This is a genomic window from Bradyrhizobium sp. USDA 3397, assembly GCF_054060965.1.
Genome location: NZ_JBSSDS010000001.1, coordinates 2,466,393 through 2,485,869 on the forward strand (window position 1 = coordinate 2,466,393; position 19,477 = coordinate 2,485,869).

Annotated in this window: 20 protein-coding genes; 11 read left to right on the forward strand and 9 right to left on the reverse strand. The window is 62.9% G+C overall.

Going from position 1 to position 19,477, the window contains the following annotated elements:
* The first annotated feature begins 1,567 nt into the window (after positions 1-1,567).
* Positions 1,568-1,810 (forward strand): hypothetical protein, encoded by a 243-nt coding sequence (locus ACVWYQ_RS11755; protein ID WP_051056887.1) that lies wholly within the window; start codon positions 1,568-1,570, stop codon positions 1,808-1,810.
* Positions 1,811-1,920: 110 nt separating this feature from the next.
* Here ACVWYQ_RS11755 and ACVWYQ_RS11760 read toward each other — a convergent pair whose 3' ends face one another.
* From ACVWYQ_RS11760 to ACVWYQ_RS11770, 3 genes are all read right to left on the reverse strand, one after another.
* Positions 1,921-2,115, reverse strand: a complete 195-nt coding sequence (locus ACVWYQ_RS11760) for a hypothetical protein (RefSeq protein WP_057028635.1) — start codon at positions 2,113-2,115, stop codon at positions 1,921-1,923.
* 504 nt (positions 2,116-2,619) lie between these two features.
* Positions 2,620-5,361 carry an EAL domain-containing protein gene (locus tag ACVWYQ_RS11765; RefSeq protein WP_456725631.1) on the reverse strand — a complete coding sequence of 914 codons (2,742 nt, stop codon included), beginning with the start codon at positions 5,359-5,361 and terminating at the stop codon, positions 2,620-2,622.
* A gap of 44 nt (positions 5,362-5,405) precedes the next feature.
* Positions 5,406-6,647 (reverse strand): FecR family protein, encoded by a 1,242-nt coding sequence (locus ACVWYQ_RS11770; protein WP_456725632.1) that lies wholly within the window; start codon positions 6,645-6,647, stop codon positions 5,406-5,408.
* 131 nt (positions 6,648-6,778) lie between these two features.
* Between ACVWYQ_RS11770 and ACVWYQ_RS11775 the strand changes: the two genes are divergently transcribed.
* Together ACVWYQ_RS11775 and ACVWYQ_RS11780 are read left to right on the forward strand one after the other, a co-directional pair.
* Positions 6,779-8,575 (forward strand): ShlB/FhaC/HecB family hemolysin secretion/activation protein, encoded by a 1,797-nt coding sequence (locus ACVWYQ_RS11775; protein ID WP_271544227.1) that lies wholly within the window; start codon positions 6,779-6,781, stop codon positions 8,573-8,575.
* 334 nt (positions 8,576-8,909) lie between these two features.
* On the forward strand, positions 8,910-9,227 hold the full coding sequence (locus tag ACVWYQ_RS11780; RefSeq protein WP_157283860.1) for a c-type cytochrome: 318 nt from the start codon (positions 8,910-8,912) through the stop codon (positions 9,225-9,227).
* Positions 9,228-9,511: 284 nt separating this feature from the next.
* Here ACVWYQ_RS11780 and ACVWYQ_RS11785 read toward each other — a convergent pair whose 3' ends face one another.
* Both ACVWYQ_RS11785 and ACVWYQ_RS11790 read right to left on the reverse strand, forming a co-directional pair.
* On the reverse strand, positions 9,512-9,853 hold the full coding sequence (locus tag ACVWYQ_RS11785) for a phasin (protein ID WP_157283861.1): 342 nt from the start codon (positions 9,851-9,853) through the stop codon (positions 9,512-9,514).
* Between the two features lie 133 nt (positions 9,854-9,986).
* The gene (locus ACVWYQ_RS11790; protein WP_036007684.1) at positions 9,987-10,172 is read right to left on the reverse strand and encodes a hypothetical protein; all 186 of its coding nucleotides are present in this window, start codon (positions 10,170-10,172) and stop codon (positions 9,987-9,989) included.
* Positions 10,173-10,739: 567 nt separating this feature from the next.
* On the opposite strand from ACVWYQ_RS11790, the gene ACVWYQ_RS11795 reads away from it, so the two are divergent.
* Positions 10,740-11,096 (forward strand): hypothetical protein, encoded by a 357-nt coding sequence (locus ACVWYQ_RS11795; protein WP_157284176.1) that lies wholly within the window; start codon positions 10,740-10,742, stop codon positions 11,094-11,096.
* Positions 11,097-11,141: 45 nt separating this feature from the next.
* Here ACVWYQ_RS11795 and ACVWYQ_RS11800 read toward each other — a convergent pair whose 3' ends face one another.
* Positions 11,142-11,717 (reverse strand): hypothetical protein, encoded by a 576-nt coding sequence (locus ACVWYQ_RS11800; protein WP_271544220.1) that lies wholly within the window; start codon positions 11,715-11,717, stop codon positions 11,142-11,144.
* A 45-nt stretch (positions 11,718-11,762) separates the two neighbouring features.
* Positions 11,763-12,299 carry a GcrA family cell cycle regulator gene (locus ACVWYQ_RS11805; RefSeq protein WP_271544218.1) on the reverse strand — a complete coding sequence of 179 codons (537 nt, stop codon included), beginning with the start codon at positions 12,297-12,299 and terminating at the stop codon, positions 11,763-11,765.
* Between the two features lie 155 nt (positions 12,300-12,454).
* On the opposite strand from ACVWYQ_RS11805, the gene ACVWYQ_RS11810 reads away from it, so the two are divergent.
* Entirely contained in the window at positions 12,455-13,063 is a 609-nt protein-coding gene (locus tag ACVWYQ_RS11810) for a S24 family peptidase (protein WP_036045323.1), read from the forward strand.
* Between the two features lie 100 nt (positions 13,064-13,163).
* Complete coding sequence (locus ACVWYQ_RS11815; protein ID WP_456725633.1) at positions 13,164-13,439, forward strand: hypothetical protein; 276 nt, start codon at positions 13,164-13,166, stop codon at positions 13,437-13,439.
* An 84-nt stretch (positions 13,440-13,523) separates the two neighbouring features.
* On the opposite strand, the gene ACVWYQ_RS11820 is transcribed toward ACVWYQ_RS11815, so the two are convergent.
* Positions 13,524-14,498: a quinone oxidoreductase family protein gene (locus ACVWYQ_RS11820; RefSeq protein ID WP_275500678.1), complete on the reverse strand. Its 975-nt coding sequence runs from the start codon at positions 14,496-14,498 to the stop codon at positions 13,524-13,526.
* Positions 14,499-14,723: 225 nt separating this feature from the next.
* Between ACVWYQ_RS11820 and ACVWYQ_RS11825 the strand changes: the two genes are divergently transcribed.
* From ACVWYQ_RS11825 to ACVWYQ_RS11835, 3 genes are all read left to right on the forward strand, one after another.
* Positions 14,724-14,924, forward strand: a complete 201-nt coding sequence (locus ACVWYQ_RS11825; RefSeq protein WP_036007702.1) for a hypothetical protein — start codon at positions 14,724-14,726, stop codon at positions 14,922-14,924.
* Between the two features lie 147 nt (positions 14,925-15,071).
* On the forward strand, positions 15,072-16,019 hold the full coding sequence (locus ACVWYQ_RS11830) for an AAA family ATPase (RefSeq protein ID WP_456725634.1): 948 nt from the start codon (positions 15,072-15,074) through the stop codon (positions 16,017-16,019).
* Positions 16,020-16,024: 5 nt separating this feature from the next.
* On the forward strand, positions 16,025-17,404 hold the full coding sequence (locus ACVWYQ_RS11835) for a vWA domain-containing protein (protein ID WP_456725635.1): 1,380 nt from the start codon (positions 16,025-16,027) through the stop codon (positions 17,402-17,404).
* A gap of 19 nt (positions 17,405-17,423) precedes the next feature.
* On the opposite strand, the gene ACVWYQ_RS11840 is transcribed toward ACVWYQ_RS11835, so the two are convergent.
* On the reverse strand, positions 17,424-17,600 hold the full coding sequence (locus ACVWYQ_RS11840; protein ID WP_456725636.1) for a hypothetical protein: 177 nt from the start codon (positions 17,598-17,600) through the stop codon (positions 17,424-17,426).
* A 350-nt stretch (positions 17,601-17,950) separates the two neighbouring features.
* Between ACVWYQ_RS11840 and ACVWYQ_RS11845 the strand changes: the two genes are divergently transcribed.
* Positions 17,951-18,172 (forward strand): hypothetical protein, encoded by a 222-nt coding sequence (locus ACVWYQ_RS11845; protein ID WP_271544208.1) that lies wholly within the window; start codon positions 17,951-17,953, stop codon positions 18,170-18,172.
* Between the two features lie 137 nt (positions 18,173-18,309).
* Positions 18,310-19,323 carry a formamidase gene (locus ACVWYQ_RS11850; protein ID WP_456725637.1) on the forward strand — a complete coding sequence of 338 codons (1,014 nt, stop codon included), beginning with the start codon at positions 18,310-18,312 and terminating at the stop codon, positions 19,321-19,323.
* Positions 19,324-19,477: the final 154 nt, after the last annotated feature.

Here is a 19,477-nt window from a genome sequence, read left to right on the forward strand (position 1 = left end):
ATCGCTTCCTCCTGGAAAAGAATCTTGTTGCAGGCGTCCCTTTGCGGGCGCCGGAATTCATGGAGGCGTGTATGCGAATGAAGCTTCTCTATGCGGCCACGGTCTGCGTTGCATTGTCCGCAGCAGCACCACTCGCGCAAGCCCAGGTGGGCGCGGGTGTTGGCGCCGGTGTTGGAGGTGTTGGTGCTGCCGGCGTTGGCGCCGGAGTTGGTGGTGTCGGCACGGGTGCTGGCGCCGGAGTGGGCAGTGCTGGCGTCGGTGCTGGAGTGGGCGCCGGAGTTGGCGGAACTGGCGCCACGGGGGGCGTGGGTGTCGGCGGAGGCGCGGCAGGAGCTGGCGCAGGTGCGAGTGTTGCAGGAGTTGGTGGGGCAGGCGCGGGAGTTGGTGTCGGTTCCGGCAGCGCAGGTACTGGGGGCCTCGGCACCGGCGGGCTTGGCACTGTCGGCATTGGTCCTGGTGCCGCGGGAGCCGCGGGCATTTCAAATAATGGCGTTGGCAATGCAAACAACAGCTCTGGATTGGCAGGCCTCAATCCTTCCAACGTCGGCACAGCCTTCGCGACATTGGAGGTCGCAGAGCAGCAGCGGGTGTTGCGGCGCTGTGCAGCTGTCCTGAAACAGCCGGGTCACTACGACGCGAGAAACACGGGCCGTTTGCCGTGTGATAGCCGCTAAATAAGTAAAGATCGTCTTTGTCTCTTTCGAGATCGGAATCGACGGATAGACAAATAGGAAGAAAGGCTCGGCAAGAGAACGCCGAGCCTTATCTTCAGGCCGAGCTATCGGTCTCACTGCAAGCTGACTTCGCTCCCAACTCCTTGGAGAACAAGACCCAGTCTCCGCGAGCACGCAAAAGCTTGGTTATAATAAGTCATGCGTCCGCCGGCTCTCGCGCGTCCCCACGCGCGGGGATTTACCAGCGATCCGAAATCGCGTTCGACGGCGAGGATCATATGTCTTACCTCAATCGAGGGCTGCAGACGGCGGAAGACAGGATCCTGGCCGAGAGTTTCTTTCCGCTCAAGGCCCGGATAGAAGATTCCAGGCCGGGACCTGATGGACAGTAAGGACGACAAGTTGGGGGAATGCCACGCCATTGGCGACCGCTCGCTACCTTCCGCTTCGGGCCGAACCACGAAGAACTCAAGTTCAGCAAATCTCGTCCGCTCTGCCGCAACGAGCGGACCTCCGTGGGCCGACGCGCATCTTCGCCGATGGGTCAACAGCGGAAGTCGCGCTCATTCATCAGCTCGTTGCGAGATAAGTTCTTGGCTCAGATTTCATTTCGCAGCCCGGGGCAATGTGCCAGCCCCCGTTGATGGAAACGCTGTTCGGGGATGAGAAAAAAGGAGCTTCCGATTTCGCGCAGCGGAGTTGATACTTCACGGGATCACCACGTGTGCCCTGACCTTCCGCCGCCACTGTGGAGCCAAGTCGCTCGGGCGGTGGTCGCATGGTGGTCGGCACGAGACGGAAAGTTCCACTCCGGCGGCCTGCCCCTTACTGCGCCCGTATAGGCAAATCGCCGAGCGACGCTCCGACGTCGGCTTTCGGGGAGCACAAGTGTCATGGATGAAATCCTGCGTTGGGTGGCGACAGTCGGCACGATCGGCGCCGGGCTGATCCTAGCTGCCCGGGCCCGGCCACTCATTACCGGCTGGGCCTTCGTCGTGCTGAGCGGTGCATCGGTGATCTGGATCGTCGTCGGCTATCTAACAGCGGAATATGCGCTGATGGTGCAAAACGTGGTGGTGACACTTATCAACGTGTTCGGCGTCTACCGATGGCTGATCTGGAAAGGAAATGTATGAAAGCGTTCTGGCGACCCCGTTGGGCCCCAGCTTCATCCCCATTGCCCCCGGGAGCTGGGGCCATTTTCACATTATGTTTCCGATAAAGAGGACCGCCGATTGCGTCGGGCTCAGTTCTTCGTCAACGGCTTCTTTGGGTCCGCCGCGGCAATCTCGATATCAACCGGGGGCAGCTCGCCCGTGCGGTCCTTCAGGTCGGCCGCTCGCTGGATCAATCCCGACGCAACCTGCGGGTCCTTTGTTGTTTTTGCCATTCGCAGCAGCGTTGCTGCCGCCTCGCGGGCGAAGGAGGTGTAACGCGGCACGTCTCTTTATCCCATGAAGGCCCCGTGGGATGAAGCCACAAACTCGTACTGCGTTCCGCCGCTTTGTACAAAAATGCACACAAGGGATAAAAAGGCCTCAGCTCCGGGGCTGGCCGAGCTGAGGCCTTGTGTCGGCATCACGTTGTCGAGGCGCGATCCGGCAGGATCAACTTAGCTCCGGCCATTTGGTTCCCGGTGCTTAGTTCCGTGATTTCAGTTTGGCAAAATACTCATGACCTCGGCCTTCGTCGGCTGTGGGGTCAAAAGCTGCCCTGCGCAACTTCAAGAGATCTCTCCGCTCAGCATTCGAAAGCAGACCATGCGAGGCCAATCCCCGTGGCGCATTTCCGCGCTCAGATCGCGATGCGAACTCGCGGGAAGCAGGAATGTAGGCCCCGTCACCGGATGCTGAATACCAGATGTTGACCCGCGCGACGGTGCTCGCCAAAACAACCAGCCTCCATTCGGAGTGCTGGTGTCAACGCGCAGGCCAAAGCCGCTCGCTCAGGCGGCGCTGACAGTCTGGAGTTCAGCCGCCAGGAACTTTCTCTCAAACGCCTCGGCAGGCATCGGACGGCCGAAGAAATAGCCCTGCCCTTCCCCGCATCCCATGGTGACCAGGAAGTCGGCCGTTGCGCGGTTCTCAATGCCTTCGGCGACGACGGTGAGACCGAGCTGCTTACTGAGGCCGATGGTCGACCCGACGATGGCAGCGTCGTCGGAGTTCGAGAGAAGACCGAAGACGAACGACCGGTCGATCTTGAGGCCGTCGAGCGGAAACTTCTTGAGATAGCTCAGGCTCGCATAACCGGTGCCGAAATCATCGAACAGGATCCGGACGCCGAGCTCCTGGATTCGCTTGAACATTTCAAGCACGCGGCGTTCGTCATGCAGCAGGATGTCTTCGGTGACTTCGATCTCGAGCAGCGACGGCGTCAGCCCCGTCGTCTCGAGCAGCGCTGCAACCGAATGCGCAAGGTCGCCGGACTGAAGCTGCGAGGGAGAGAGGTTGATCGCCACGCGCACATCGCTGCCGGACAATTCCCAAGCTCGCGCCTGGCGGCAGGCGGTCTCCATCACCCAATTCGCGATCCGCTCCGACAGCGCCGAGGTGTTGACAACAGGCATGAATTCGGCCGGCGAGACGTAGCCGCGCACCGGATGCCGCCAGCGGATCAGCGCTTCGGCTCCGACCAGGCTGCCGTCGATCAGACGAACTTGCGGCTGGTAGAACAGCTCGAATTCGCTGCGGTCGGCGGCAAGCGCCAGCTCGCCCTCCAGCCTCAAGCGGGTCTCGAGCTCCTGCCGGATCGCGGCTTCGAATACGACGTGGCCGCCGCGCCTGGTCGCCTTGGCTTTCGTCAGCGCGAGATGGCCGTTGCTCAGGAGGTCATCGGCGTTGCTCCCGCCTTCAGGATAGACGGCGACGCCAACGCTGATCTTGACCCGGTGCTGGCGCGTGCCGGTTGCGAGAGGGGCTTCGAACGCGCGCGCGATTCGCTCGGTCACCGCCGCGACCGGTTCGGTGATCTCTGCGCAATCGATCGCGATGGCAAATTCGTCGCCGCTGAGCCGGGCGACGATCGCCTTGCCACCGACTTCGCTCCGGAGCCGCTCGGCGACCGCGCGCAGCACGAGATCGCCGGCGGAGTGCCCTAGCATGTTGTTGATCTCTTGGAAGCCGTCGAGCCCGAGCACGAGCAACGCGACGCTCGAAGACCGTCGCTCCGCCGCGGCGATCAGATCGGTCAGGCCCATATGCAGCATGTTCCGGTTGGCCAGCCCCGTCAGCGCGTCATGTTCGGCGAGATATCGAATGCGTTCGGCTTCGCGTTTGCGCACCGAAATATCGCGCAGGATGGCACCATATTGAAAGCCGTCGGTTCCCTGCCAGCCCGAGAAGCTCGCCTCGACCGGGAAGGTTTCGCCGTTCTTGCGCCGGCCTTCGAACTCGACGACGACGGCGCCGCCTGGAACCAGGAGCGCCTGGCGCGCGGCGTCGTGCATGGACGGTCTTGCACCGGCGTGTGCCGGCAAAGCGCACAGCGTTTCGAACGGGCGGCCGATGATCTCGGCCGGCATGTAGCCGAAGATCGCGCTCGCGCCGGGATTCCAGACCGTGATGCGGTGATCCTCGTCGGTGCAGACCAGCCCGTCGCCGAGCGACATCGCGATGCGATGAAAGCGGCTCTCGGCGATGCGTCCGAGCAGGCTGCGGAAGTCGATTTCGTCGAGCGCAATCGCGGTCAGGTAAGCGACGATGGCGATGTGGAACAGCGACGTATCGATGACCAGGGGCCATCTTGCCTGCACAAGGATTGCGGCCAGCTCGACCACCGCCCCGGCTGCGATCAGGATTGCGACGCGAAGTCCTGGCGCGATACGGCGCCACGAATACAGCATCAGCAGGCAGATTGCGCCCAGTCCGACCACCATGCCGACATCGGAGGTCCAGCGCAGGGTCCGGTTCTGAAGGATCGATTCAGCGGCGAGCGCCTGGAGGACTGGCCCCGAGATGATACTGCCGTTGGGAACGCTGAAACGGTCGCCGAGCTCGAGCGCCGTGGCGCCAATGATGACCTTCTTGCCTTTCAGCTTGTCGAGCGTGGCGCTATCGCCGCGCAGCACGTCGACATAGGAGACGGCGGGAATGGAGGGTGCGCGAATGCTGAAATCGATCAGAAAGGGCGGTCGCCGATTGGCGTCCTGTCCCGCCAGCACGACGGCCATCGAAGGCATGAAAGCATCGCCGAGCTTCTCGCCGAACGGATAGCGGCGAACCAGCCCGTCGGATTCGATTGCGACATTGACGAGAGCCGGCCACGACTGGTTGCTGAACGACTTCAGCGGCCGGTTGACATGAGCCGGGCCGCCCCTCGGTGTCGGCTGCTTGAAGGATGGCAGGATCGTCGAACCGCCGGCGTCTCGCAATGCCTTGGCGAAGGCCGCGTCGGAGGCGGGATCCGACGGCGTGCTGAAATCGACATCGAAGGCAACGTCCTGCGCGCCTGCCGCTTCCAGCCTTTGCAGCATTTCGGCATGGAGACGCCGCGGCCAGGGCCACACCCCGATCTGGTCGATCGACGGCGCATCGATACCGACCACGACGATGTCGCCGGTGGCCGCACGCGTTTGCCACTTGAATCGAAGATCGGTGAGCGCATTGCGAAGCGCAGCGTGCCAGCCCGTGGACAACACCACCGCGAGCGCGATCACGACAAGAATATGCGGCCGATAGCGTTTCACCCGAGCCCCCCACACCCGCCCCGACGGAAGCGTCCACCTAGAGCTCAGCGTCTGCCGTGCCCATTGCTGCCATTTCCGTGGCCGTGGCCGTTGTTGCCTCTGCCATTGCCGGTGGCGCCGTTGTCGGCATGGCTGCTGTGACCGTGACCGTTGTTGCCGCCGTTACCGCTATTGTTTTGATTGCCGCTGTTGCCGCTGTTGCCACCGTTGCCGTTGTTGTTGTCCGAATTACCGTTGCCATCGGCCTTTCCGTTGTTTGCTCGCGGGGCATCGCTGGATGCGCCGGCTGTCGTTGCGGCAATCGTGGCGTTCGCGCTGACGGCACCGCTGCTTGCCGCGCTGCTGGATGCGGCCGGGCTTGCCTTGCCATCGTTCCAGACCGTCTGACTGTCGCCCCTGGCATTCGCGTTACGTGCCTGCCCTGGCGGAACGCCGCCGTGCGCAAGGCCGCGCGTCGCCTTGTGGACGTTCAACTTGACCTCCCCCAGCGCGGCCGAAATGCGCACGACTCCCGCCTTGGGGGCATGCCCGCCGGCCGCCTGCCCCGAGGCCTTGGGTGCGCCGCCTGCCTTGGTGCCTTTGTCGATCGGGCCGAGCGCATGGATGGCATGGCCGTTGGTCGCATGGCGCGGCGCCGACAGGCCCGATTTCGGCACTGGGACACGCTCGATCGTGGGCGCGCGGGGCTTGCCCTGCTCGATCGGATTGATCGTCCCCGCACCGCTGAGGCTGAGACCGGGCTTGCCGTGTTCGAAGACGGTGGCCGCTTGTCCCGGCATCACTTGCGCAATCTGTCCCGTCTTGAAATCGGAGACTTCGACCTGGCCGCGGAGCACGCCGACCTTGGTGCTACCGGCACCGACCGTGACGCTGAACTGCGTTCCCTTGACCACGGCGGCAAGATAGGGCGTCTCGACCTCGAAATGCTTGACGTTGCGCTTCTCGACCTCGAGCAGGATCGAACCCGCCTGCTGGATGATGGTGGTCGACAGGCCGTCCTTCTTCTCGGCCGGCAGGCCCACCACCGAATTGGGAGAGATCAGGATCGTTTCCTCGCCGCGGACGAGGAGTACGCGCCCGTTGCGACCGGTGCGAATGGTATCGCCGGGTTTCAGCGTTCCTTCTGACGTCAACGACACCTGCTGGGCGCCGCTCGTGGCAAGCCAGACCTCGCCCGAGGATTTGCTGACCGACCACACACCGTCGTCCGCCGCGAATGCGCTGGAGGCCGTCCCCAGGATCAGCGCCGCCGCCAGGGCGCGCCGCATTCCAACTCTGCCGAACATGATGATCCTCAGCCCGCGTTTACAGCCAAGCCTGAGGGGTATCCGAAATCACTCAAGATAGGATTATCGGAAAGCGGCCAGCGGAGCGGCCGGATTAACCAATCGTTGACCATAAAAACCTATGAAAAATCATGCGGCTAACGAACCCTTACCGTCCCGTGGCAGATCCTCCGTCGAACTACGGAGACAGCGTCGCTGCGCGCGGTGAGAAGCGGCATCTCCTTACCGCATTGGTATCGGCGGCGGTATTTTTCGCGGCAACTCCAGCGGCATTTGCTCAACAGGCGAACCAGCCGGGTTTCGATCCGCGCCAGCCCGAGAAATATTTTGATAACCAGACCGAGCAGGAATCGCTTGGCCGGCCGCCGGTCCGATTGCCGAGCGTCGGACAGCCCACGACGGGCGGCGATACCAAGCCGCAATTCGTGCTGCGCGGCGTCAGCGTCAGCGGCGCCCACGCGGTTTCCCCTGATCGCATCGCCGCTGTCTACCAGCCTTATCTCGGCCGGAAGGTCTCGCAGGCGGATCTGGCCGCGATTGCAGGCGCCATCAGCGACCTCTACCGCGAAGCCGGCTTTCATCTGAGCCGCGCCATCGTGCCACCACAAGACATCGCCGACGGCCGTGTCCGGATTCAGGTCCTGGAAGGTGCGATCGTGCAGGCCGAGCTGAAGGGCGACGGTGCCGAACAGTTCGGCATAAGGCCGATGCTGGCGCCGGTTCTGACCGAACAGCCTTCGCGACTGGCAACGCTCGAACGCCAGCTCTTCCTGATCAATGGCAGGCCGGGCGTCCGGATCACCGACACTGCGCTGGAGGAGATCGGCGGTACGACGGGCCGCTTCCGCCTGACCATCTACTTGAAGACCTGGCACGTCTTCTCCTCGTTCGGCCTCGACAATCTCGGATCCTCGTCGGTCGGTCCCTGGCAGACCTACGCCACCGGCGCGTTCAACTCCTACCTCACGCCTGGCGATACATTGGCGGTCAACCTGTCGACCATCGCCAACGACCCCCGTCAGCTCGGCTTCGCACGCCTGTCGTACGATGCGCCCGTCGGCGTCGACGGTGTCCGCCTCGGCGCTTCCGTGCTGTACAGCGCGGTAAGGCCCGGCGATATGCGCCGGCTCGACAGCGACATCACCACGACCGAGGCGTTCGAGCTGCGTGCCGGCGTCGTCCCGTTGCAGTCGCAATCCTCCACGCTCACGCTGACCGCGGCGACGACCTTCAGCAATGTGTCCGAGCATGACCTTTACGGGCCCTGGTACAACGACCACATCAGGACGGCGAGCCTAACCGCCGACTACCGGCTGTTGGATCCTTTTGGCGGTACCAATTTTGCGACTTTGACCTACCGTCAGGGCCTGGACATTTTTGGCGCCTCGCATTTCCAGGACGATTTGTTGTCACGCGACGGCGCCTCCTCGAACTTCTCGGTCCTGAACCTCTGGTTCACGCGCTACCAGACACTCAACGATGTCTGGTCGCTCAAGCTCGGTGCGGCGAGCCAGACGGCATCGCGCCCGCTGTTCACCTCGCAGCAATTCTATCTTGGCGGCGCGGCCTTTGGCCGTGGCTATGGCGCAGCTGAGATCAGCGGCGACAACGGCCTTGCCGGCTCGCTCGAGCTGCGCTTCGACCAGAAGCTCAATTTCCGCTACTGGACCGGCTACCAACTCTATGCCTTTGGCGACGCTGGCGCCGTCTGGAACCACGGTTATCGCCTGAGCGACGGGCTGTCGCTGACATCGGCGGGGGCCGGTGTGCGCTTCTTCCTGCCGGACGACCTCCAGGCCGATTTCGGCGTCGCCGTCCCCTTAAGCTACCGGGCGCCTGACAACGAGCGTCGCAGCCCACGCTTTCTTTTCACGCTGTCGAGCGCGTTCCGGCTCTGCCCCGAACGCGGCAAGGCCGCCTGTCTCTAGCCGCCCCTTGCGCTTGCAGAGCCCAATGATCATGAACCCGGACGACTATTGGCCGGGACGCTTTGCGGCAGATCAAGGCGGCTCCGACACGGCACGGTAAGAAACCACGTGCCGTCGGAGAGACACGTGTCGCACTATACCGGAAGTCTTGGTAGGAAAAGCCTTGTTCCGAAGGGCCTGCTCGCGGCGAGAGTGCCTGCATCCATGCGGCATCTCTATCGTTCGACCCGCAGGCTGCTGCGCTCGATCGTCGCTCGCATCGATCTCTCGCAGTTTCCAGGATCCTGCTGCGGATGAGCACAGCAGCCGCAAGCGAATGCAGAAAGATTGCCCTATGCTCCGGCATGTGAGACGGATTTTCCTGCTGCTTGGACTCGTCTCTGGCGTCGGCTCGTCGTCCGCTCTCGGCGCCGATGCCGGTCACGGCGCCGACCTCGCCAGGCGCTGGTGCGCGAGCTGCCATGTCGTGGCGAACGGACAGGCTCAGGCGAGCGCCGACGTCCCTTCCTTTGCGTCCGTCGCGCGCAGGCCGGATTTCAGTGCGGAAAGGCTCGCATTCTTCCTGCTCGATCCGCACCCGAAGATGCCGAATTTTCCCCTGAGCCGAACCGAAGCCGGCGATATCGCGGCCTACATCGCATCGCTGCGTTAGATGCCTGATCGGCCGCCGAAGGCCGCGCTCGAGCAAACCGTTCAGCGCTTTTCCGAAGTCATGCTTCAGCGATAGTCTGAGCTTCATCCCGGATGGTCACGCCGGGCTGCACGAAGGCTGCAAATGCAAATCCCTGCCGGTGGACCGGCAGGGATCAGCAGAAAGGATGACAGACGGCGAATGAGATCATTCGGTGGCCCATCATGGACCTGCACCGGTATCGAAGCGCGGATCTTCACGTCATACAAGATCAATTTGTGGGCACGCTGTACACAGACCGAAAATCAGGGCTTGCCCTTGCCGGGTTGCATGAGACTGCCGGTCATCTGACGCATGTGATCTCCGGCGCTGGTGAACTGACTACGGAGGAAATCGGATTGGATTCGCATTGCCTCCTGGAGGTCGGTGGCATGCACCAGCTTGCGCGCATGCTCGAAGGCCGACTTCATGTTCTGCTCCGTGAAAGCCAACGCCTGCTTCGACACCTCTGTCCCCGCCCCCGGAACGGACGACATCGATTTGGTCGCCGCTTCAAAGAACATGCCGAAGGCCTTTTCGGCCTGGTCGATGGTCTTCTCGGCCAAGTCACGCAGTTCGGCCGGAACTTCGATTTTCGGTTCGATCATGGTCTCGCTCCTCCCTTTTTCCGTCTGAATACCACATTTGCCTGACCGCCATCCAGCCGCCAGCGCTCCGGCGAACGATGCCGGGGAGCCTGCTCTGGCAGGAAAATGGGCAGGATGGGCGCGCGGCCGGGCTCTAGGATAAGGGGTGCTCGGGAAGAGCTTCGTCGGTGGCGAGATCTTCGACCAGCTTGATCACCTCGAAGCGCTGTCGCGGCGCGAGCTTCAGGAAGGCCCGCAGCAGGCGCAGACTTTCCACGGTGCTGCCTGCAGGCACACCGAGCTTGAGATGCAGCTCAGCCGCGAAATTGAGGTTTTTCATCTCGCACCTATGACAAGCATCGGTCGTGATCCGCTCGAGAACCGAACGCCGCAACAGAACTATGGCGACGAACGTTAGGCCGAAGGGACCCGCCGGGTTGCAGGCTGAACCGCGTCCAAACGACGGCCTCCATCTGGTTGCAACTATGCCAAGCAACAACCCATCCGGCAAGCCCAACCGTGGGTATAGCGATGCTTGGTCTGCATCGCGCCACGGCGTTTCCGGATAACAGGAATATCGATCGCCGTCACCCACCTGCGTCAAGAAGCGTCATCAATCACGCGCACAGCCCTCTTGCTGTCAATCGACACGGGGTTTCGTCGTGCTTCCGACGTGAAATCCACGTTAGCGCGCACGAATTGGCGATTCTTCAGCAAGATGCACGCATTTGTTGAATCGGTCCCGGCGGTTGCGTTAGGCGCGTGAAAGTCGATCTCGCGGCCGGTCCCCGTGAACCGCCGTCCACGCGCGAGCGACCAAGCCGTTGCGGCACGGCCACGCAGACACGGGCGCCATGGCTGAAAACTCTTCGATTGGGCGCACCTCAGCACCAAAAAGGACGACGGCATGCTTTCTCGCTGCGATCTCATCAAGGGCGCCGCAATCGCGCTTCTCACCCTTTCGACACAAGGCGCATGGGCGCAGGAGACCAAGATGAACCTGTTCAAGATCGTCACCGTCAAGGACGAAATCGTCGTCGGACTGTCGGCGGCAGAGCTTCAGGCGCTCGGCGGCAATGATGCGAGCGCCGTTGCACACGCGCTGGCACAGAAGGGCGATCTCACCGTCTGGCAATACAACGTGCATCGTGGCCCCAACGGCGAATTACAGCAGGCACCGACAGCCAAGATCGGGCTGCTGGCCCATGCCTCGCTGCGCGTCGAGCCCTACACCACGCCCTACCAGATCGTCCCTCACCCGTAAGCAATGGGCGGGACGCCGGCGGCCGAGACCGCCGGCGCTCCGCAATCATCCACGTCGGCCCCCGCGCGCCGTTCCCGTGTCCGTCGCGAAGCCGTAGATCAGCGCCAGCCGGTCCAGGCATTCGCGAAAACGCCGCGCGAAGTAATCGTTCCAGCGTTGCGTGCGGACGGCACGACGCTGCCCAACCTGATCCATGGTCAGACCCAGCACCAGCACGTCGTGCACCAGCGCGGCGCCGTCGGTGCCGAGCTCTCGTTCGATCCGGTTGAGCCGCAGCACCGCCTGGCGCTGGCTTTCGGTGACGGGCTCACGCGTGCCCGTCCCATCGACATATTCGCGCGTCGTATCCACCGCCTGCGGGCCGCGTTCCGCCCGCTCCCAATCGTTCTGGAAGGCGCGCCCGCCGCGGTATTGCGCCTCGTCGATCTGATGGTGCGCGTGCAGCCGGCCAAGCGGATCGCCGCGGACCGACCGGATCGCCAGGATCTTCTCGTCGGAATCGAGCGCGTGCGGATTGTCGACCTCCACCTCCGCGATCTCGGCGTTGAACGGCACCTCCCGCGACCGCCGGTCGTAGATCTGCGCCAATTTGTAGGACTTGTTGCGTCGGGCACGAGCCACTCGGATCTCCTTGCAAGACTGAGAGTTGAACGGAGGGCGGCACCGTCAGAGCGCCGAGACCAGCTTCAGCACGACCGGGCCCGCGGCACGGGCCGCCGACGCAGCCTCGGAACGGCGCGTCAGACGGCCATGCGGCGCGCAATAGCTCGAGCCCGGCTGGCGCGGGTGGCCGCAGAAGGTGATCTCCTCACCGTCCTTGTCGCCGCCATAGGGATAGCGGCAGTCGGCCGGCTCGAGCTCGACCAATTGGATCAGGCGCGGCTGGATGCCGACACAGCGCAACTTCACCCGCGCCGCAGGCTTCATGGCGGACTTCGGCGGCAGATTGAGGCTCGGCCACGCCACCCGGCGCGGCGAAAGCAGGGTGGGTTCACCCGGCAAGGGCGGCGCGAGCGCCGGGCTCGTCATCCATTGCGGCACGATGAGCCCGAGCCGCTTGGCGCGGCCGACCACCGCGCTGCGCGTATAAGCCGTTCCAAACCTTGCGTTTATCTGTCTTCCGATCTCCGCATAAGACATGCCTTTGTGAAAATAGTCGCGAAGCGCGTCGGAGTGCTCCGACGGCCAATGGCCCGGTTCCATGCTGCTGTCCTGTGATGCGCCTCCACCCGGGAGGCGAGACGCACATTCCGTTATTCCGAATACAGAGTCAAGCCATATTTCTGATATTCATAATTGCATCAATTCCGAATTTCGGATTACAAGAGGCGAGACGGTGCGCAATCGAGGGAATCACCATGCTGGACGTAGCAATGATTGAGCGGGGCCTGGAGAAGACGGGCAAGAGCAAGGGCGGCCTGGCTGCGGCCATGGGCGTGCGGCCCGGCGCGGTCTCGGAGATTCTCGGCGGCGAGCGCCTGGTGAAGGCCTCGGAGATAATTCCGATCATGGAATATCTCGAGCTCAATCTCGCGCCGATCATGGGCCGCGTCGGAGCCGGCGCGGTGATCGAGCCGGACTACGAACAGGTTCCGCCGGAAGGTCTCGGCGACGTCGCGTTGCCCTTCCCGATCATGGAAGAGACGATCGCATTCGAGATCGTGGGCGATTCGATGCTGCCCAAATACGAAAGCGGCGACGTGATCGTCGTCTACAAGGACCAGCGCCACCCGCTGTCGAGCTTCTACGGCGAAGAGGCCGTGGTCCGCCTCAAGACGGGCGAGCGCTATCTGAAGACCATCGAGCGGGGCAAATCTCCCTCAGTGGTCAACCTCACGAGCTTCAATGCCAAGCCGATCGTCGGCGTCAAGCTTGACTGGGTCGGGGAGATCTGCCTGTCCATGCCCAAGGGACAGCTTGAGCGGCTGCGCGCGAAGTCGGCGCGGCCGCGCAAGAAGGGCAAATGAGGGCTGCCGCTTCTGATTAACAGAAATCACACTTGACATAATTCCGATTTTCGGAAATAATCTGCCGCGTCCCGTCCACGGGGCGCGGCAGGATCGTTTCATGCAATACTTCGTCGTGATGATCGATTATGGACGGCGGGGCCGCGAGGCGATCGTCGATCCCGAAATCACCCGGCGCGAGGTCATTTCCCGCATCGCCTCGGGTGAGTATCGGAACGTCTCGTTCATCCACGAGATCGTGGAGAACTCGGTCGAGGATGTCACCGAGGCCATCCTGGCCGAGGCGGCCCTCCCACAGATCGAGCCCGAGGACGTCGATCTCCAGGCAATTCGCCTCGATCACGTCCGCGACCTGCGCAAGCACGAGAGGACGTGACGCAGGCCCACAGCATGATCCGGACCTGAAGGGCCGCGTTAGCGCAAAGTGTGCAGCGGAGCTCGCGCCACCGCCCCGTCGGCACTACACCAGGAGAACAGTCGATCCCGTGGTCTTGCGTGCCGCAAGATCGGCATGCGCCTTGGCGGCGTCCTTCAGCGGGTAGGTCTGGTGCACCTCGATCTTGACCGCTCCGGACTTGACGACGTCGAACAGCTCGCCCGCCATCGCCACCAGATTTTCGCGCTTGGCGGCGTAGGTAAACAGCGTCGGACGCGTGACGTAGAGTGAGCCCTTCTGGGCGAGCAGGCCAAGATTAAGCGGCTCAACCGCGCCGGAGGACTGGCCGAACAGCGCGGCGACGCCGAGCGGAGCGAGGCAATCCAGCGATTTCAGGAACGTGTCCTTGCCGACGGAATCATACACCACCGGCACCTTCTTGCCGCCGGTGATCTCGTCGACCCGCTTCACGAAATCTTCCCTTGTATAGATGATGACATGGTCGCAGCCATGCGCGTTTGCCAGCTTCGCCTTCTCGTCGTTGCTGACGGTGCCGATCACGGTCGCGCCGAGATGCTTCGCCCACTGGCTCAAGATCAGGCCGACACCGCCGGCGGCCGCATGCAGCAGGATGGTATCGCCGGCCTTCACCCGATAGGTCTGGCGGATCAGATATTGCGTGGTGAGCCCCTTGAGCATCATCGCCGCCGCTGTCTTGTCGTCGACGCCGTCGGGCAATTTCAACAGCCGGTCGGCGGGGATCAGCCGCGCCTCCGCATAGGCCCCGAGCGGCGAGGCGCCGTAAGCGACGCGATCGCCCGGCTTCAGATCGGTGACGCCAGGCCCAACCTCCTCGACGACGCCAGCCGCCTCGCTGCCGAGCCCGCTCGGCAGTTGCGCCGGATAGAGGCCGGAACGGTTATAGATGTCGACGAAATTGAGGCCGACCGCGGTGTGGCGGATGCGCGCCTCGCCGGGCCCAGGTTTGCCGACGCTGACCTCCTCCCAGACCAGGACTTCCGGACCGCCGGTTTTGTGAAAGCGAATGGCATGCGTCATGGGCGTGCTCCTTTATCGTTGAAATGAAAGTCCGAACACCGGATCGGCCTGTGAAATAGGCATTTGGTCCGCCCGTTACAGTATAGAAGCCGTAACAAGAATGTCACAGCGAACGACAAACAGCCGCCGTTCCACTTCCATTCGAAAGAGTTGATGAGGGCCCCGCGGCGACCGGGAGTAGCCTTTGCGCGGGGTTTGATGGGTCGCCTGCGAAGGAGAGCCGAGATGCCAGCTTACGTTCAGCATCATCAGGACGTCGAAATCGCGCCAGTGAATTGCCCCACCTGTATGGGGTTCCTGCCGATGTATGTGCGCGAGGTCGAGCCGCATTGGAGCCTTGCCAAGATCGACTTCGTCTATGAATGCGCCGATTGCGGCGCCGAGCTGAGGCAAACGATCCGCAAGCCGGAGTTGCTGCGGCACTGATCGCGCCAACAGCGAAGCGCCCAACTATTTGCGCTTAGCGGAAAAAACGCCGTTCACGCGGGTCGGATGTCTCCCAAACGTGGCTTGTTCTTTGCCTGGAACGCAGGCAGAACAAGCCTCAAGCAAGACCTTTGGGAGCGCCCTTTCGTGGCTGATCAGAAGGCCTCGACCTCGATCGAGGCAGTGGAGAGCGGCCTCGCCGCGCAGGGCTACATCGCGAGCCGGCAGATCGCGACTGCCGTCTATTTGTCGCAGCAGATCGAGAAGCCGATCCTGGTCGAGGGCCCCGCGGGCGTCGGCAAGACCGAGCTCGCCAAGGCGATCGCGGCATGGCGCGGCATGAAGATGATCCGCCTGCAATGCTATGAGGGCCTCGACGAGGCCAAGGCGCTCTACGAGTGGAAATACGCCAAGCAGCTTCTCTACACGCAGATCCTCAAGGACAAGCTCGGCGAGGTTCTCGGCGGCGCGCAGACGCTGCATGCCGCGCTCGACCAGCTCCACGATTTCGGCGACGTGTTCTTCTCCAAGGAATTCGTCGAGCCGCGGCCGCTGCTCCAGGCGCTTGAGCAGCCGGGCGGCTGCGTGCTCCTGATCGACGAGATCGACAAGTCGGACGCCGAATTCGAATCGCTGCTGCTGGAAATCCTGTCCGACTTCCAGGTCACCATCCCCGAGCTCGGAACCGTCTCGGCGATCACGCCGCCGACGGTGATCCTCACCTCCAACAGCGAGCGCGACCTCGGCGATGCCCTGAAGCGACGCTGCCTGCATCTGCATATCGGCTTTCCCGAGCAGCGGCTCGAGGAGCGCATCGTCGAAAGCCGCGTGCCCGGCATCTCGCAGACGCTGCGCCGGCAGATGGTCGGCTTCATCCACGAGATCCGCTCGCTGGATCTGAAGAAGCTGCCCTCGGTCAGCGAGACCATCGACTGGGCGCGTGTGCTGGTGCTGCTCCAGGCTTCCGAACTCGATACTGATATCGTCAAGGATACGCTCAACGTGCTCCTGAAATACGAAGCCGACATCGAGGCCGCGACGCCGCAGGTGACGACCTTCATTGCCAAGGCGGCCCGGTCCAACGTCTTCGGTTGACGCCGATGCGCGAAAATCTCCATCGCTTCTTTCGGGCGGCACGCGGCGCTGGCGTTCACGTCTCGCCGGCCGAAAGCATCGATGCGATGCGCGCCGTCGCGCAGGTCGGCATCTCCGATCGTGCCGTGCTGCGCGATGCGCTGCTGCTGACGCTCGCCAAGTCGCAGGACGAGAAGCTCGCGCTCGGCGACTGCTTTGATCTGTTCTTCAGCCAGCCGGAGCCGCGGCAGGATCAGCCTGAGGCTGCCGGCGAAGATCATGCTGCGCAAGGCGAGGATCAGCCGCCCTCCGCCGGCTCGGCGAGCGAGGCGGGCGAAGGTCAGCCTTCCCAGGGCCTGGGTCCCTTGGCGCAGATGCTATTGTCGCAGGATCGCAACGCGATCGCTGCCGCGATTGCCAGTGCCTCCGGCGCGACCTCCCTGTCCGATATCCGCTACTCCACCCAGCGCGGCATATTCTCCAGCCGCATCCTCGACGCCATGGGCCTCCAGCGCCTGCGCGACGATCTCGACCAGCTGACCGCGACCAACCCGTCGCTGGCCGAACGCCTGCGCGCCGCGCTCGATGCCTTGCGCGAAGCCGTGCGCGACACGGTCTCGCAAGGGCTTGCACTTTATGCCCGCGAGGAGGCCGAGAACCTCCGCAACGAGATCCTGCGCAACGCGCCGCTTGCCCGCATCGAGCGTCGCCAGGTCGCCGAGATGCGTGCCCTCATCCGCCAGATCGCACGCCGGCTGCGCGAGCGCTATTCCAAGCCGCGCAAGCGCCAGCGCCGCGGCCATCTCGACGTTCGCCGAACGCTCCGCCGCAACGCGGCCTGGGGCGGCGTGCCCTTCCTCACGGCATGGAAGCGCAAGCATCGCGACCGGCCGAAGATCGTCGCGCTGTGCGACGTCTCGGGCTCCGTTGCGCAAGTCTCGGACTTCTTCCTGCTGCTGATCCACTCGCTGCACGAGGTGGTCGACGACGTCCGCTCCTTCGCCTTCTCCTCACACCTGATCGAAGTCAGCGAGATCCTGGAGACGAAGTCGCCGGAGGAAGCGATGTCCGAGATCATGTCCAAGGTCGGTTTCGGCTCGTCGGATTACGGCTCCTCGCTGGTCGATTTCGAGAAGGAGTTCATGAGCGCGCTGACGCCGCAGACCACGGTGATCGTGCTCGGCGATGCCCGCAGCAACAATCTCGACCCACGCGCCGACATTTTGCGCCGGATCTCCGAGCGTTCGAAGCGGTTGGTCTGGCTCAATCCCGAGGGGCGGCTCGCCTGGGGCTTTGGCGATTCCGAGATGCCGCGCTACGCAACTTTTTGCAGCGTCGTGCGCCAATGCGCCACCGCGCAACAGCTCGAACGCGCTGTTTCCGATATTGTGGCGACTTATCAATAAGCAATAATAGCCACCTCCGTCAGGCGGCGTTCAGCTCGGCCTGATTGCACTCCCGAAAGTGACGCGCGATTTCGTCGAGAGCGCGCTGCTCCCATTCTTGTGCCTGCGCCAGCCAGAACGGCCGGCGCTTCGAATCGAGCGCCGCGCGCTCTCGGCAAAGGAATTCCTGACTGCGAATTTCCACCAGCCTGTTCATGCACTCCACTCCTGCCGTGTGAAGCCATTCCCCGCGGGCCAAGGTAACAGAGTCCTCAACCTCCCGCCTCATCATTTCTGTGCATATCGCGACGCCAAATAGGACAGTGATGCTTGCCGTGCACTGCGGCAGCTCGCATCGCAACATCAATTGCGGATCATCAATTAGTGATCGGAGATCGTGACGGTATTCTGCACGAACGACGTTAACTCTTGTGGCGCAACGAAGTGCCGCAATTTGTGAAGAGATGTTCTAAACAGCTGACCGAATTCCCGACTCATTGTCGTCGCATGGTCTTCATGCGGCGCCGCTAACAGGGGCACGCGAACCGGACGATCGGCTGAGGCAACATGAGCAACGATTTCGACTTTGATCTATCGACGGACCAGTGGGAAGCGCTAAAGGCGCTTCGCAACCCCGTGTCGAACGGTCGCCTCGCGAAGGCCTATCTCGTCGAAAGCCTCGCCAAGCTCGGCCTCGTTGTCATGAATGACGGCGTGCCTGCGATAACATCCGCAGGACGCAAGGTGCTGGTGCGCGGCTCATGCCGGCTGCTCGATCTCGTGGCGTGACGAGATCGCCTGCTGCCGCGTAACTGCGCCATCGCCTGAAAAATAACCTTTAGCTCTTCATCGAAATCGGATTTGCTTCTTGCGGCAAAAGATCCGGCGCGCAACGACGCTGCGCTAGACAGGCAACGGAGCTGATCATGAACGGGCTTGGCGGGCTGAACAAATCCCCCAACGGTGTGGTTATCGGACTTGTGCAGCTGCAGCTGCCTAGCGTGGTGAGCGCGGCCGATCTCGCCAGGCAGACCGAGCGCATCGTCTGGATGGTCGGCAAGGCCCGCCGCAATCTCTCCACTATGGATCTGGTGGTCTTCCCCGAATACTCGCTGCACGGCCTGTCGATGGACACCAAACCGGAGATCATGTGTCGGCTGGACGGACCGGAGGTTGCGGCCTTCAAGCAGGCCTGTGTCGACAACAAGATCTGGGGCTGCTTCTCCATCATGGAGTTCAACCCGCATGGCAATCCCTACAACTCGGGCCTGATCATCGACGATCATGGCGAGATCAAGCTCTACTATCGCAAACTTCATCCCTGGATTCCGGTCGAGCCGTGGGAGCCCGGCGACATCGGCATTCCCGTGATCGAGGGACCGAAGGGCGCGAAGATCGCGCTGATCATCTGTCATGACGGCATGTTCCCGGAGATGGCACGGGAATGCGCCTACAAAGGAGCGGAGATCATGATCCGCACCGCCGGCTACACCGCGCCGATCCGCGAAGCCTGGCGCTTCACCAACCAGGCCAATTCGTTTCAGAATCTGATGATCACCGCAAATGTCTGCATGTGCGGCTCGGACGGCTCGTTCGATTCCATGGGCGAAGGCATGATCGTCAATTTCGACGGCACCGTCCTGGCACATGGTACGACCGGCCGTGCCGACGAGATCATCACCGCAGAGGTCCTGCCGGATCTCGTGCGCGAAGCCCGCATCAACTGGGGCGTCGAAAACAACATCTACCAGCTCTGGCACCGCGGTTACGTCGCGGTGAAGGGCGGCGCGATGGACTGCCCCTACACCTTCATGCAGGACATGGTCGCCGGCACCTTCCGACTGCCGTGGGAAAATCAGGTCAAGGTCACCGACGGCACCTCTTGCGGCTTCCCGGCCCCGACGCGGATGTTCGGCAAGACGGCGAAGGCGGCGGAATAACCCGGTTTCTCATCGGCATAACCCGCGCGCTCGGCAACCTCGTCGGCTATTGCGTCGCACCGTCGTGGTCGCGGCCTGGGAAGGCAATCTCGACCGCGCCAAGGCGGCGAAGGTGCTGGAGGGCGGCGGGTAGTGGACGTGACCGCTGGATAGC